Annotated in this window: 15 protein-coding genes; 3 read left to right on the top strand and 12 right to left on the bottom strand. The window is 60.7% G+C overall.

Features of this window, described 5'->3' with window-relative positions; translation table 11 throughout:
* The 5 genes from hflD to cspD all read right to left on the bottom strand — a co-directional run bounded on the left by hflD (position 1) and on the right by cspD (position 3,661).
* On the bottom strand, positions 1 to 642 hold the full coding sequence (hflD, locus tag JL474_RS02315; RefSeq protein WP_203140774.1) for a high frequency lysogenization protein HflD: 642 nt from the start codon (positions 640 to 642) through the stop codon (positions 1 to 3).
* Positions 643 to 717: 75 nt separating this feature from the next.
* Complete coding sequence (gene mnmA, locus JL474_RS02320; protein WP_203141287.1) at positions 718 to 1,863, bottom strand: tRNA 2-thiouridine(34) synthase MnmA; 1,146 nt, start codon at positions 1,861 to 1,863, stop codon at positions 718 to 720.
* Positions 1,864 to 1,983: 120 nt separating this feature from the next.
* The gene (locus tag JL474_RS02325) at positions 1,984 to 2,430 is read right to left on the bottom strand and encodes an NUDIX hydrolase (RefSeq protein WP_123633499.1); all 447 of its coding nucleotides are present in this window, start codon (positions 2,428 to 2,430) and stop codon (positions 1,984 to 1,986) included.
* A complete protein-coding gene (locus tag JL474_RS02330) occupies positions 2,431 to 3,039 on the bottom strand; it encodes a pseudouridine synthase (RefSeq protein WP_203140775.1) in 609 nt (202 codons plus the stop codon). It abuts the gene before it with no gap.
* 301 nt (positions 3,040 to 3,340) lie between these two features.
* Positions 3,341 to 3,661, bottom strand: coding sequence for a cold shock domain-containing protein CspD (cspD, locus tag JL474_RS21670; RefSeq protein WP_203140776.1), 321 nt, complete (start codon positions 3,659 to 3,661; stop codon positions 3,341 to 3,343).
* A gap of 556 nt (positions 3,662 to 4,217) precedes the next feature.
* On the opposite strand from cspD, the gene clpS reads away from it, so the two are divergent.
* The 3 genes from clpS (at position 4,218) to JL474_RS02350 (ending at position 8,106) form a co-directional block, all read left to right on the top strand.
* Positions 4,218 to 4,580 (top strand): ATP-dependent Clp protease adapter ClpS, encoded by a 363-nt coding sequence (gene clpS / locus JL474_RS02340; RefSeq protein ID WP_123633496.1) that lies wholly within the window; start codon positions 4,218 to 4,220, stop codon positions 4,578 to 4,580.
* 18 nt (positions 4,581 to 4,598) lie between these two features.
* Positions 4,599 to 6,866: an ATP-dependent Clp protease ATP-binding subunit ClpA gene (gene clpA, locus JL474_RS02345; protein WP_203140777.1), complete on the top strand. Its 2,268-nt coding sequence runs from the start codon at positions 4,599 to 4,601 to the stop codon at positions 6,864 to 6,866.
* Between the two features lie 205 nt (positions 6,867 to 7,071).
* Positions 7,072 to 8,106 (top strand): putative solute-binding protein, encoded by a 1,035-nt coding sequence (locus JL474_RS02350; protein ID WP_203140778.1) that lies wholly within the window; start codon positions 7,072 to 7,074, stop codon positions 8,104 to 8,106.
* 95 nt (positions 8,107 to 8,201) lie between these two features.
* On the opposite strand, the gene infA is transcribed toward JL474_RS02350, so the two are convergent.
* The 7 genes from infA to JL474_RS02385 all read right to left on the bottom strand — a co-directional run bounded on the left by infA (position 8,202) and on the right by JL474_RS02385 (position 14,213).
* A complete protein-coding gene (infA, locus tag JL474_RS02355; RefSeq protein WP_123633493.1) occupies positions 8,202 to 8,420 on the bottom strand; it encodes a translation initiation factor IF-1 in 219 nt (72 codons plus the stop codon).
* Positions 8,421 to 8,630: 210 nt separating this feature from the next.
* Positions 8,631 to 9,347 (bottom strand): arginyltransferase, encoded by a 717-nt coding sequence (locus tag JL474_RS02360; RefSeq protein ID WP_123633492.1) that lies wholly within the window; start codon positions 9,345 to 9,347, stop codon positions 8,631 to 8,633.
* A gap of 11 nt (positions 9,348 to 9,358) precedes the next feature.
* The gene (gene aat, locus JL474_RS02365; RefSeq protein WP_203140779.1) at positions 9,359 to 10,072 is read right to left on the bottom strand and encodes a leucyl/phenylalanyl-tRNA--protein transferase; all 714 of its coding nucleotides are present in this window, start codon (positions 10,070 to 10,072) and stop codon (positions 9,359 to 9,361) included.
* A 140-nt stretch (positions 10,073 to 10,212) separates the two neighbouring features.
* On the bottom strand, positions 10,213 to 11,169 hold the full coding sequence (gene trxB / locus JL474_RS02370; RefSeq protein ID WP_203140780.1) for a thioredoxin-disulfide reductase: 957 nt from the start codon (positions 11,167 to 11,169) through the stop codon (positions 10,213 to 10,215).
* A 214-nt stretch (positions 11,170 to 11,383) separates the two neighbouring features.
* Entirely contained in the window at positions 11,384 to 12,295 is a 912-nt protein-coding gene (locus JL474_RS02375; RefSeq protein ID WP_203140781.1) for an AAA family ATPase, read from the bottom strand.
* 8 nt (positions 12,296 to 12,303) lie between these two features.
* Positions 12,304 to 13,218 (bottom strand): carbon-nitrogen hydrolase, encoded by a 915-nt coding sequence (locus JL474_RS02380; protein ID WP_203140782.1) that lies wholly within the window; start codon positions 13,216 to 13,218, stop codon positions 12,304 to 12,306.
* On the bottom strand, positions 13,215 to 14,213 hold the full coding sequence (locus tag JL474_RS02385; RefSeq protein WP_236011965.1) for an agmatine deiminase family protein: 999 nt from the start codon (positions 14,211 to 14,213) through the stop codon (positions 13,215 to 13,217). The genes JL474_RS02380 and JL474_RS02385 overlap by 4 nt, the downstream gene beginning before the upstream one ends.
* Positions 14,214 to 14,393 lie beyond the last annotated feature (180 nt).

Consider the following 14,393-nt stretch of genomic DNA (forward strand, 5'->3'; position numbering starts at 1 on the left):
TCAGTGGAAAACGGCCTGGTTGGCCTGCTCCGAAAGCCGTTGAGCCACTTCCACCACCCGTTTGCGGAACACCACCAGATGCCAGCGGCGCCCGCCCAGCTGGCGCCAGAGTACCGCAGAGCGGATGCCGGCCAGCAGCAGTGCGCGAACCCGTGCGGCATTCTCGGGAACCTGCAGCTGGTTGGGATCGCCGGTGACCTGGATGCGCAGGCGGAAGGTGCTGATGGTGTCGGTATAAATGGAGGCGAGGTTGTTGACCAGGTTGGCGTGGCTGTAGCCGAAATGGTCGGCGGTGTGGCGGGCCTGGTCGATGCGGCTGCCGATGATGTCCATCATCTCCGGACGTTTGCGCAGCCGGGCTTCCAGGTGCACGAGGTTGAGCGCGTAACGCAGGATTTCCACATCCTGCTGGCCGTCCTGCTTCTTCAGCAGACCGCAGAGTACGGCCAGGCCTTCTCGCAAATCCCGCAATTCGCCGTAGACGCTCAACGTGTTCGGCGGGTTGGTGACAAACAGCGAGTGAATGCAGGTCTCAAAGGTGGACGGCGCGCACTGGCCGCGATGGGCAATCTGCTGCACCAGTTCGGCAGCCTGGAATACGCCTGCCAGGGCCAGTGTCTGTTCTTCCAGGGATCGGCTCAAGGTTACCTCACAGCGTTGTCTGATGGCCGTTACGACGTTGGAGTGTCATCAGCTGGATGGGTTCGTCATGCTGGGTCAGGATGCCGTGCGGGTCAGGGCCGGGGCGTCGTCCCGCCAGGTGGTTTCGATCACGCCGCCACCCAGGCAGATGTCGCCGTCATAGAAAACCACAGACTGACCGGGGGTTACAGCACGCTGGGCGTCATCAAACACGACCCGGCATCCGTCGCCGGTCACGGTGACCGTGCAGGCCTGGTCGGGCTGGCGGTAGCGCGTCTTGGCATGGCAGCGGAATTCGTTGGCTGGCGGATGGCCCGCGACCCAATCGATGGGGCCGCTAGTCAGGCCACGGGAGAACAGCAGGGGGTGCTGTTTGCCCTGTACCGCAATCAGCACGTTACGGCTGAGGTCCTTTTCCGCCACATACCAGGGATCGTCGCTGTAGTGACTCAAGCCGCCGATACCCAGGCCCTGGCGTTGTCCGATGGTGTGATACATCAATCCCTGATGACGGCCAATGACATCGCCGTCCGGGGTTTCGATGTCGCCCGGTTGCGCTGGAATGTACTGCTTGAGGAAGTCGCGGAACTTGCGCTCGCCAATGAAGCAGATACCGGTGGAATCCTTCTTGTCGTGCGTCACCAGTCCGGCCTTCTCGGCGATCCGGCGGACCTCCGGCTTTTCGATCTCGCCGACCGGAAACAGGGTGCGCGCAATACGCTCACCCGACACGGCGTGGAGGAAGTAGCTCTGGTCCTTGTTGTCGTCCAGGCCCTTGATCAGCTGCGCAATGCCGTTGTCGTCGACTCGCCGCCGGGCATAGTGGCCGGTAGCAATGTAGTCGGCGCCCAGGGTGATCGCGTAGTCCAGAAAAGCGCGGAACTTCACTTCCTTGTTGCACAGGATATCCGGATTCGGGGTGCGGCCGGCTTTGTATTCCGACAGGAAGTGCTCGAACACGCGGTCCCAGTATTCGGCCGCAAAGCTGGCCGTATGCAGCTTGATGCCGATCTTATCGGCCACCATCTGCGCATCCGCGAGATCGGTCATCGCGGTGCAGTATTCGGTGCCGTCGTCCTCATCCCAGTTTTTCATGAACAGGCCTTCGACCGCGTAGCCCTGTTCCTGAAGCAGGAGGGCGGCAACGGACGAATCGACACCGCCGGACATGCCGACGATCACGCGGGTGTTCTGGTTGTCTCTGGTCGTGGACTCGGTCATGGCGCTGACAAACCGTGTTTCGTTAAACATGTGCTGGACCCTGAAGGCCCCTAATGTCGCGCATTCTAACAGGTTTGCCGCGCCAGCGTGATCCGTAGATCCCGGAAGGCAATGCCGGATTCAGGCCGCTGGATCGACGATCACCGACAACGGGAATCGACGGCCGGCCAAGTAGTCCTCGACGCAGCGCAGGACCAGCGGGCTGCGCAGGGATTCCTGGCGCTCGCGCAGCTCCTCGTAGGTGAGCCAGTGGGCTGCAATGATATCGTCGTCCAGTTGTTCGGTTTCATGCTGCAGCGCTTCGGCGACAAAGCACATGCGGTAGTAGGTGCGGCCGTTCGCCGGTGCGAGATAGGTGTAAAGCCCCAGGAAATGCTGGGGCTCCACAGCCCAGCCGGTCTCTTCCAGCGCTTCCCGGCGAGCGGCGTCGAGGATGGTTTCATGCTCCTCGACATGGCCGGCGGGCTGGTTGAAGACGATGCGGCCGTTGCTGCGTTCTTCCACCATCAGGAAGCGGCCATCCTTTTCGGTGATGACGGCGACGGTTGCGTGCGGTTTCCAGGTCATTCATCGGTTCCTTTTCTTGGCTCTGGGCCTGCCCTGGCCGCGAGATGTTTTTGCTGCCGCGGCAGGCAAGTGAATGCTGAGTGAGCGACTTTCTCCGGGGGCCAGGTTGTCGATACTCCAGTCGCCGACGGCGCGGCGAATCAGCCGCAGCGTCGGGAAACCGACAGCGGCGGTCATCCGTCTGACTTGCCGGTTGCGGCCCTCGGTAATGGTCAGTTCGATCCAGCTGGTCGGCACATTGGCCCGGTAGCGGACCGGGGGCTGGCGCGGCCAGATGTCCGGTTCGCCCAGGCGTCGGGCCTTGGCCGGTCGTGTGGGCCCGTCCTTCAATTGAACGCCCTGTTCCAATTGCGCCAGGGCGGCATCGTCGATCTCGCCATCGACCTGTACCCAGTAGGTTTTTGGCATTTTCAGGCGCGGCGAGGCAATCCGGTGTTGAAGCTGGCCGTCATTGGTCAAAAGCACCAGGCCTTCGGAGTCGTAATCCAGACGTCCGGCCGGATACACGCCGGATTGCCTGACGAAGTCCGCCAACGTTGACCGACCTTCATTGTCGGTGAATTGGCAAAGCACGTTAAAGGGCTTGTTGAGCAGGATCAGATCGGCCATGTCAAACGTGCCCGGCGTGAAGGCTTTCTCGGAGCGAATATCGATGCATGCCTGGAATGTTACAGCAGCGGTGCGATCACCACTATGACCGATTCGTCAGCGATCGGACGCCGGGAAGGGCGCTGGAATGGACAGACGTAAAAAAGCCGAGGCCCCCAGACCTCGGCTTCCATGGAATTATGAGCGTTGCATGGTCCCCGGTGTGTATCGGGGCGTGGCACAACAAGCCACAGTGATCTGTTTGTGACAGATCCTTAAAACCACCTCACGTTCAGGGTAAGTGTGGTTATGTCGCGCTCCGTCAGGCGTGGGCGGTTCGGAGCGGGTTGTCCTGGGTGGCTTCGGAGGAACCCGAGCCGGCCTCGTCGTGTTCGGCATTGGCCGCCTTTTTCGGTGGCTCGTCCCGTTTTTCGAGGCGATCCAGAGGCACGATGTTTACGGCGTGCGTTCCCTTGTCGCTTGGTTTCTTCTCGAAGCTGACGGTTTGGCCGGCTTTCAGTGTTTTGTAGCCATCCATTTGTACAGCTGAGAAGTGAGCGAACAGGTCTTCGCTGCCCCCGTCTTCTATGATAAAGCCGTAACCCTTGGCATTATTGAACCACTTCACTTTGCCTTGAGGCATGATTCACTCCCTTGTTTTCCTGCTCGTCTTATTATTGATATTCATTAACTTACAAATTCCGATCCAGAACAATACAGTCCCGGTAACGGCTCCAGACCAGGCGTCGATCCTGGCTTTACATAATTTTACAATGGCAATTCTACTGTTGACCAATATTCGCACAGAGTCAATAGGCAAAGTGCTGGTTGACCGGGCTGCCGAGGCGTTACTATGAATCGTCTGATGAGCACCCGGGGCGTTTTTGCGTCATCGGAAGGGCACAGCGGCGACGCGCAGTGCGCCGGTGGCCGAATGGAAAGAGGCGGCCGGGTTGAAATCATCACCCGAAAGCCCGCATATCCGTCAGTCACCGAATCCGGTACTGTATTTCCTGCGGCGGCGATACCGGGCGTATCGCTCCCCATTTCATGCGGGAAACTGCAAATTCAATGCGGGATACTCCAAAAGACCTGGCTGAATGGCCGGAGCATCTTGAAAACCCGCGGGTCGGCATCCACTTTGAGTGAAGGAGAGGAACTCGGCAAAGTCCCGAGTATCTAAAATCCGGTAAAGAACCATGCGGAACATCGAAAATTCTCTACTAATATTGAATCAGGGGGACAGTGATCAGGACCCGGATCATGATGACGGTCTGCTGGTTTCCCCTGAGAAGCCCGCCCTCAAACGCCCGGCGCGATATCGAGTGGTGCTTCTCAACGACGATTACACACCGATGGACTTTGTCGTTGATGTCCTGATGAAGTTCTTCGCCATGAACGAAGAAAAGGCGACGCAGGTGATGCTGCTCGTCCATACGCAGGGAAAAGCCGTATGTGGGGTATACACCCGTGACATCGCGGAAACCAAGGCAGCGCAGGTGAATCAGTATTCCTCGGAGTGCGAACACCCGCTGCTTTGCGAGATTGAACGTGCGGACTGATAGACCTTGGGGTGGCCCATGCTTAGTAAAGATCTCGAAATCACGCTGAACACTGCGTTCAAGAATGCCCGGGACAAGCGTCATGAGTTCATGACCGTAGAGCACCTGCTGTTGGCTCTGCTGGATAATGACTCGGCCGTGGGTGTCCTGAAGGCCTGTGGCGCAGATCTTCAGCGGCTCCAGGAAGAGCTCCTGGAGTTCGTGGATTCAACCACGCCCCTGATTCCCCACAACGACAGCGAGCGCGAGACCCAGCCGACACTGGGCTTCCAGCGTGTGTTGCAGCGGGCCGTCTTCCATGTCCAGTCCTCCGGCAAGAAGGAAGTGACCGGAGCCAACGTCCTGGTCGCGATCTTCAGCGAGCAGGAAAGTCAGGCAGTCTATGTCCTGAAAAAACAGAACATTGCCCGTATTGATGTGGTCAACTACGTCTCTCACGGCATTTCCCGTGTGCAGGGCAGCGAGGATCAGGAAGGCGGCGATCACGCTCAGGAAGAAGTGGGCGAGGACGGCAGCTCTTCCAAACCGCTGGAAAGCTACGCCACGAACCTGAATGAGCAGGCCCGGATGGGCCGTATCGACCCGCTGATCGGCCGCGAGCACGAGGTTGAGCGTGTCGTGCAGATTCTTGTGCGTCGCCGCAAGAACAACCCGCTTCTGGTGGGCGAGGCCGGCGTCGGCAAGACCGCCATTGCGGAAGGTCTGGCCAAGCGCATCGTCGACGGGCAGGTGCCGGATGTCATTTCTGACGCGGTGGTCTATTCGCTCGATCTGGGCGCGCTGCTGGCCGGCACCAAGTACCGGGGCGACTTCGAGAAGCGCTTCAAGGGGCTGCTGGCGGAGCTCAAGAAAGAGGATCACGCGATCCTGTTTATTGATGAGATCCACACCATCATCGGTGCGGGTTCGGCCTCTGGTGGCGTAATGGATGCGTCCAACCTGCTCAAGCCACTGCTGAGCTCCGGCGAGATCCGCTGTATCGGTTCCACCACTTTCTCCGAGTTCCGCGGCATTTTCGAGAAGGACAGTGCACTGGCCCGTCGTTTCCAGAAAATCGACGTCAATGAGCCAAGTGTGGACGATACCTACCAGATCCTGCGCGGCCTGAAGACACACTTCGAGAAGCACCACGATCTCAAGTACACCGACAAAGCCCTGCGGGTGGCCGCAGAACTGGCCGACCGGTACATCACCGACCGGCACCTGCCGGACAAGGCGATTGACGTGATCGATGAAGCCGGTGCCCGCCAGCGCCTGCTGCCGGCCAACAAGCGCCGCAAGGTCATTGGCGTGTCTTCCATCGAGGATGTGGTGGCTACCATTGCGCGCATTCCGCCGAAGAACGTGTCCACCAGCGACAAGGATCTGCTGCGCAATCTGGAGCGGGACCTCAAGATGGTGGTGTTCGGTCAGGATCGTGCGATCGAGAGTCTGTCCACGGCGATCAAGCTGGCCCGTGCCGGCCTGAAGGCACCGGAGAAGCCCGAAGGGGCCTTCCTGTTTGCGGGTCCGACCGGTGTGGGCAAGACCGAGGTGACCCGGCAACTGGCCAAGATCCTGGGTATCGAGCTGGTGCGCTTCGACATGTCCGAGTACATGGAGCGTCATACGGTCTCCCGTCTGATCGGCGCGCCTCCGGGCTACGTCGGGTTTGATCAGGGCGGCCTGCTGACCGAAGCGGTGAACAAACAACCGCACTGTGTGCTCCTGCTGGATGAGATCGAGAAGGCGCACCCGGAAGTGTTCAACCTGCTGCTGCAGGTGATGGACCACGGCACGCTGACCGATAACAACGGCCGCAAAGCGGACTTCCGTCATGTCATCCTGGTGATGACCACCAACGCGGGCGCGGAAACCATGACCCGTCGGTCCATCGGCTTCAGCGAGCAGGATCACAGCACGGACGGTATGGAGGTGATTACCAAGACCTTCACACCGGAATTCCGCAACCGCCTGGACGGTATCATCCAGTTCGCCGACCTGCAGCGCGATACGATCACCCACGTGGTCGACAAGTTCCTCACGGAGCTGCAGGCCCAGTTGGACGAGAAGCGGGTTGTGCTGCATGTGGACGATGAAGCCAAACTCTGGCTCGCCGAGAAGGGCTACGACGTGACCATGGGCGCTCGTCCGATGTCACGCCTGATCCAGGACAAGATCAAGCGGCCGCTGGCCGAGCAGATCCTGTTCGGGGCTCTCGCCGAGAGTGGCGGTGAGGTACACGTTCACCTCAAGGACGACGAGCTGGTGTTCGAGTACGAGAACGAGCCGGCCGAAGCCGTCTAGGTCTCCCAGCCCTGAAAACCCGCTTCCCCGGAAGCGGGTTTTTTTATGCCTGCCTGCGGCTTCAATCGCGAATGATGAGGCGGCTTTTGATGCCAACCTGATCCTTTGTCCCCATCACACCCGAGAACGGCGCCATCGGACATGGCTCTCCAGTCAGGATTGTGGCGATATGGCTCCCGATAATAATGAGAAATGGGAGTCATTCATGAAACGGCTGTTTCTTATCCTGGCCGGCCTGGCGATAGTCGCCTCGCTGCCGACGACAGCGCAGGCCCGGGACAGCAAGCGATTCTGTGTCTTCGATGTGGCCGGTGCCAGTGGCTACGTCTACAATCTTCTCAAGAACTATCGCCGCAAGGCGCTGCAGTATGGGGAAGATCTGACCATGACGCCCTACACCGATGAGGACAGGGTCCGGGCGGATTTCGACGCCGGTCGTTGCGACCTGATTGCCGTTACGGACATGGGCGTGCGCCATTACAACCGCTTTACCGGCTCCATCAGTGCCATTGGCGCGGTGCCGCGCTATGAAGACCTGCAGGTGTTGCTGCACATTCTCTCCAGCCGGCGGGTGGCCGACAAAATGGAGCAGGGCGATCACACCGTGTTGGGCGTCGCGCCGATGGGCGCCGCCTACCTGTTCGTCAACGATCGGTCGATCGATACGGTGGAAGCTCTGCGGGGAAAACGGATCGCCGTGTTCGAGGGCCACTACGACGCCCGCCATATGGTGGAGTACGTCGGTGCGCAGCCGGTTCGTGCCAAAATCAGTAACTTCGCACGTCTGTTCAATCGCGGTGAGGTGGATATGGCCTATGCGCCGGCGGCGGCTTACGAGGTCCTGGAAATGTTTCGGGGAATGGGCGAGACCGGCGGCATCGTCCGCTTTCCGGTCGGCCAGGTGACCGTCCAGCTGGTGGCGAAAACGGGCACATTTGACGATGAGTTCATCGCCCATTCTCGCAAGGCGGTGTCCCGCTTATACAGTGAAGCGATGCGGATGATCCGGCAATACGAGGACACGGTCCCCCGGGAGCGCTGGGTGGAGATCCCTGCGTCGGCCAGGCAAGGCTACCAGGAGATGCTGCGCGAGGTCAGGATTGATCTGGATAATAACCAGAGCGAGCTGGGGCAGCTGGCGGCGCAGGTCTACGACGACGATATGATGACGATCCTGCGGAAGGTGCGCTGCTACACCAATCCCGGTGGACAGGAGTGCTCATCGCCGGACAGGGAGTGAGAGGAACCCTGGCCATCAGAAATAAAAAACCCCGTGCTTATACGGGGTTTTTTATTGGCGCACGAACGGCCTGTAGCGTTCGGCGTCGGAGCGTCTTAGCGGGCGCGGTAGACGATGCGGCCCTTGCTCAGGTCATAGGGAGTCAGCTCAACCTTGACCTTGTCGCCGGTCAGGATGCGGATGTAGTTCTTCCGCATTTTGCCGGAAATGTGTGCGGTCACAACGTGGCCGTTGGTTAACTCGACACGGAACATGGTGTTGGGAAGGGTGTCGATGATGACGCCTTCCATTTCAATGACATCAGATTTTGCCATTCAGTAGAAACCTCACGATCATTAGCGTATTGGGTACGAGCCTGTAACGTCGGGTCGAGACGGAAAAAATCAAGGGTACACCGACGCCCCTCGCAATAAATGTGCGCAATTCTGCCTGAATTATGAACGTATGGCAAAGATCACGCGCCTGTTGCGGGACGACCACGGGTCGACCCGTCTTTGATTGGCCGGAATGGCCCGGCGGCAGGATTATCCGGTGGCAATCAGTTCTTGCCAGTGGCCGCCAATCAGGGCTTCCAGCGGTTTGAATCGAGCCTTGTAATTCATCTTGCGGCACTCGCGAATCCAGTACCCCAGATACAGGAAAGGCAAGCGCCGGCGTTGGGCCTCCTCGACTTGCCAGAGAATGGCCAGGGTGCCGAGGCTGCGGTCCTCTTCCTGCGGCTCGAACAGGGTGTAGATGGCCGACAGTCCGTCGTCGAGCGCATCCACGACGGCCAGACCGATCAGGGCCTCACCGCGCCACATTTCCAGGAATTCGCTCTGGTTGGCCCCTTCAACGAGGAAGGAGGTGAACTGCTCCCGGGACGGCGGGTACATGTCGCCATCGTAGTGTCGTTGCTCTATGTAGCGTGCATAGAGCCGATAGTAGTTTTCCTGGAAGCGCGCCGGAGCCAGCCGGAACGTGATGTCCTCGTTGCGTTTCCACACCCGGCGCTGGGACCGGTTGGGCTCGAATGCCTTTGCATTGAGGCGCACCGGGATGCAGGCATTGCAGGTTTCGCAATGTGGCCGGTAATAGTGAGAGCCGCTACGCCGGAACCCGAGAGCTGTCAGCTGACTGTACAGGCGCTTGTCGACGCGCGCCCGGGGGTCGACGAACATGGTCGTCGCCTCTCGGTCAGCCAGGTAGCTGCAGTCATGGGGGGGCGTTGCAAAGAATACCAGTGTCTTGAGGCTGCTCATCACACCTCCTGCTACCGATCGCTGCGGGCCCAGTGCCATTCCAGATTCCACTGGCGATGGCCGGGCGGTTGATCGATGTTTTCCCCCAGTATAGATAAAAATCGGGAGCGCGGGATACACCGTGCCCCGAGGCTGATCAAGTGACTGTTTTCCACCTGGCAGTCCATCATGGCGTAGCCCCATTGCTCGAGTTGGCGGGCGACATGGACGAACACCACCTTCGACGCGTCGGTCTCGCGGGTGAACATGGATTCGCCGAAGAAGCAGCGTCCCATGGCCACGCCGTAGAGTCCGGCCACCAGTTCGCCATGATCGTTCCAGGCTTCGAAGGAGTGTGCCAGGCCCCGGCGGAACAAGCGCTTGTAGGCCAGCTCCATCTCTTCGGTAATCCAGGTACCTTCATCCCTCACTTCGGCGCAGCTGCGTATGACCCCGGAAAAATTGCGGTCGATGGTGATCCGGTAGCGTTGCTGGTTCAGGGTTCGCCGCAATCGCCGGGCGATGTGCACTTCATCGGGAAACAGGACGCAGCGTGGGTTGGGAGACCACCAGAGGATGGGTTGCTCGTCGCTGAACCAGGGGAAAATACCGTTGCGATAGGCCAGCTCCAGCCGCTTCGGGGCGAGGTCGCCACCGATGGCAAGCAGGCCATCCGGTTCGTCCAACGCATCGTCCGGGGCGGGAAACCAGAGTTCGTCGGGATCAAGCCAGGGCAATGAAGTCATCGTGAGATCAGCTGCTCCAGAGGATGCCGGTGGCGCCTTGATTCAAGCGTAGCATGGCCTTGTTGCGGCGACACGGTAAAACGGCAGGCTCGGGAAAGGGCGGGGCACACCTCGTCGGTACGCCCCGTCACCCATCGGGATCATTCGCCCAGTTGATCCAGGAAACGCTCGGCGTCGAGCGCTGCCATGCAGCCGAAGCCGGCGGAGGTGACCGCCTGGCGGTAGACGTGATCCGCCACATCACCTGCGGCAAACACGCCTGGCACGCTCGTCTGCGTGGCCATGCCTTCCAGGCCGGAGCGGATGCGCAGATAACCGTTTTCCATGTCCAGCTGGCCCTGGAATAGGTCGGTGTTGGGCTTGTGGCCGATGGCGATAAACACGCCCGCCAGTTCCATCTCCTGGGTGTCACCAGTCTTGGTGTTCCGGATCCGCATACCGGTCACGCCGGTGGCATCGCCCAGAACTTCATCAAGGGTGTGATCCCAGACAATGCGAACGTTGCCGTTCTTCTCTTTCTCGAACAGCTTGTCCTGCAGGATTTTTTCGGCGCGCAGCTTGTCGCGACGATGGACCAGGGTGACTTCGTCGGCAATGTTGGACAGGTAAAGCGCTTCCTCGACCGCGGTGTTGCCACCGCCGATGACGGCCACTTTCTGCTTGCGATAGAAGAAACCGTCACAGGTGGCGCAGGCCGAGACGCCCTGTCCCTTGAACTTCTCTTCGGAGTCCAGGCCCAGGTACATGGCGGAGGCACCCGTCGCAATGATCAGGGCGTCGCAGGTGTATTCGCCACTGTCGCCCTTGAGACGGAAAGGGCGTTGGTTCAGGTCGGCTTCGTTGATGGTGTCGTACACCACGCTGGTTTCGAAGCGCTCAGCGTGTTTCAGCATCCGCTGCATCAGCTCCGGACCCTGGACCCCGTCGTTATCGCCCGGCCAGTTGTCCACGTCTGTGGTGGTGGTGAGCTGGCCACCCACTTCGATACCGGTGATCAAGGTCGGATTCAGGTTGGCGCGAGCGGCATAGACCGCGGCGGTGTAGCCTGCCGGGCCCGAGCCCAGGATGATCAGTCGGGAGTGCTTAACGTCGCTCATGATGCCTTCTCTCTTGAAACATGTCTCTCGGGGCCGGTTGCGAAGCGCTCTTCCCGCGACGTCCGCCGGGTCCCGTTCAGTAAATGGTGGCGAGAATAGCATGAAAGCCAGGCTCGCCAGAATTGATTACCCCAATCCGGATTATTGCACCGGGCTATGGTGTCGCCGTCACTGATTTGATTGATATGACGTCCTCGGTGGGGATTTCAAGCCGTCAAGCCAGAACCGGCACCTGCTCCAGCAGTTGCCGCACCCGCTGGCGGCTCTGCGCCGGGTCGCCCTGTTCCAGCCGGTGGCGAGCCACGGCGGGGAAGACGGCCTGGACGTCGTCCGGGAGTACGTGGTGACGTCCGTCCATTAAAGCCCAGGCCCGGGCCGCGCGAATCAGGCCCAGGCCAGCGCGCGGCGACAGGCCATAGAGTACGCCCGGCATCTGCCGGCTCTGTTGCAGGATGCGCTGGACATAATCCAGCAGCGGCCCGCTGGTTTTGACCCGGTCCACCGCCTGTTGCAGCACCTGCAGGTCGTCGTGGCCAATTATGGGCTGAAGCTGCCCGGTCAGTTGCCGGCGATCCGCCCCTTCCAGCAGCGCACGTTCGGCCCTGGGATCGGGATAGCCCAGCTCGATGCGCATCAGGAAACGGTCGAGCTGGGATTCCGGCAGCGGAAACGTGCCGCCCTGTTCCAGGGGGTTCTGGGTCGCGATGACGAAGAACGGTTCGGGCAGTGGCCGCGTCTCGCCCTCGATGGAGACCTGGCGTTCTTCCATGGCCTCCAGCAGGGCGCTCTGGGTGCGCGGTGATGCCCGGTTGATCTCATCGGCAAGAACCACCTGCGTAAAGATCGGCCCCGGATGGAAGACGAGGCTGCCGGCCTCTTTGTCGTACATGGAAAAGCCCAACACGTCTGCGGGCAGCAGATCGTTGGTGAACTGGATGCGGGTGTAGCTGAGGTCCATCGCCCGGGCCATCGCGTGGGACAGGGTCGTCTTGCCCATGCCGGGAATGTCCTCGATCAGCAGGTGCCCGCGGGCAAGCAGGCAGCACACCGACAGGCGGACCTGGTGATCCTTGCCCAGCAGGATGCCATTAAGCTGCTCAACCGCGGCGTCGATCAGTTTCTTCATGACCGGCCTCAGTCCCGCACGCGTTGCAGGATCTCGCCATAGGCATCGATGCGGCGATCGCGCAGGTAAGGCCAGATCCGGCGAATGGATTCGCTGCGGTCGCGGTCGATGGTGGCGTGCAGGATGCTTTCGTCGGTGTCGTTGGCCCGGGCGAGGAATTCACCCTGCGGCCCGCAAATAAAGCTGTTGCCCCAGAAGCGGATGCCATCGCCGACGCCTTCGGGATGAGGCTCCGTTCCGACACGGTTGGGTGCGATCACCGGCAGGTTATTGGCGACAGCATGGCCACGTTGCACGGTTACCCAGGCGTCCAGCTGTCGCTGTTGCTCGGCCGGTTCATCGGTCACATCCCAGCCGATGGCGGTGGGATAGATCAGGATTTCGGCGCCGGCCAGGGCCATCAGTCGCGCTGCCTCCGGGTACCACTGGTCCCAGCAGACGAGGACGCCCAGTTTGCCCACGGACGTCTGGATCGGGGTAAAGCCGCTTTGGCCGCTGTTGAACGTGGCATCGCCGGGCGTGAAGTAGAACTTCTCGTAAAACCCCGGGTCATCGGGTATGTGCATCTTACGGTAAAGGCCGGCCAGACTGCCGTCCGTGTCGAAGACCACAGCCGTGTTGTGGTAGACGCCATTCATGCGCCGCTCGAAAATCGAGCCCACCAGCACGATGCCCAGCTCTTTGGCCAACCCGGCCAGCCTCTCTGATGTGGGGCCCGGGATGGGTTCGGCCAGGTTGAAGGTATCCGTGTCCTCGTTCTGACAGAAATAGAGCGTGGCGTGCAGTTCCTGCAGGACAATCAACCGAGCGCCATCGGCGGCGGCCTTGCGTATCTGCTTTTCCGAAGTGGCCAGGCTCACGTTTTTGTCCGGGCTGCAGGTCTGCTGGATGGCGGCGACCTTTAACGGGCGTTGTGCACTCATGGTCTGACAATTCCTTCGGGCAGTTGCATGGTGACGCAGTGCAGACTGCCATGCTGATGGATCAGGGGCTGGCAGTCGATGGCGATGATTTCCCGATCCGGAAACAGGCCCTGCATCACACGGATGGCCTCTTCGTCTTGCGGCACGCCATAGACCGGCAGCAGCACGGCGCCGTTGATAATCAGGAAGTTGGCGTAGGTGGCCGGCAACCGCTCGTCTTCAGCGCCATAACAGGCCTGCGGCCAGGGCAGGGCGGTCAGCGTGTAGGGGGTGCCAGCCGCTGTGCGGAACTGCTTGAGTTCGTCTTCCATCGCGGTGAGTGCGGCGTAGTGTTCATCCTGCTTGTCGTCACAGCGCACGTAGGCGATGTGGTCGGCTGCCACGAAGCGGGCCAGCGTGTCGATGTGGCTGTCGGTATCGTCGCCGGCGAGGTAGCCGTGATTAAGCCACAGAACCCGGTCGGCGCCGAGGGTGTCGCGCAACCGGCCCTCGATCTGGCTGCGGTCGTAGTCCGGGTTGCGGCTGGTCGACAGCAGGCATTCGCTGGTCGTGAGCAGGGTGCCCTCGCCGTCGGATTCAATCGAGCCGCCCTCCAGGACGAAGTCCACCGGTTCCAGCGGCGTGTGACCAAACAGGCCGGCTTCACACAGCGCACGGTTGAGCGCGTCGTCCTTGTCCCAGGCGAATTTGTCGCCCCAGGCGTTGAAGCGGAAGTCCAGCAGCTTGAGGTCGCCGTTGGTGACCGCAATCGGCCCGTGATCACGGGCCCAGGTGTCGTTGGCCGGTGCGGCGCTGCTGAGGACCCGGCCGGGCAGCGACTGTCCGCGAGTCCAGTCGTTCAGTGTCGCCGTGAGGCGATCGAGTGTCGGGCGGTCTTCGCAGCTCAGCACCAGGTGTTCGAAGCGCAGCACCGCTCTGGCGATGGCTTCGAAGACCGGCTCAACGACGTCCAGTCGATCCTGCCAGTCGGTACCGGCGTGAGGCCAGGTCAGCATGACAGCACTTTGGGGTGCCCATTCGGCGGGCATGCGGCGGGACATACTCAAGATTCAACTCACTCTGTCCGGTCGGGGCGAAGCCCGGCGTCGGGCCACCTGAAAAGTCGCTATTCTAACGGCTAAGAACCTTTACGCCAGCGCACCGTATCCGGATTCGGATACTACTGACAGACGGCT

This window comes from Marinobacter mangrovi, from assembly GCF_016798325.1.
Taxonomy (GTDB): domain Bacteria; phylum Pseudomonadota; class Gammaproteobacteria; order Pseudomonadales; family Oleiphilaceae; genus Marinobacter_A; species Marinobacter_A mangrovi.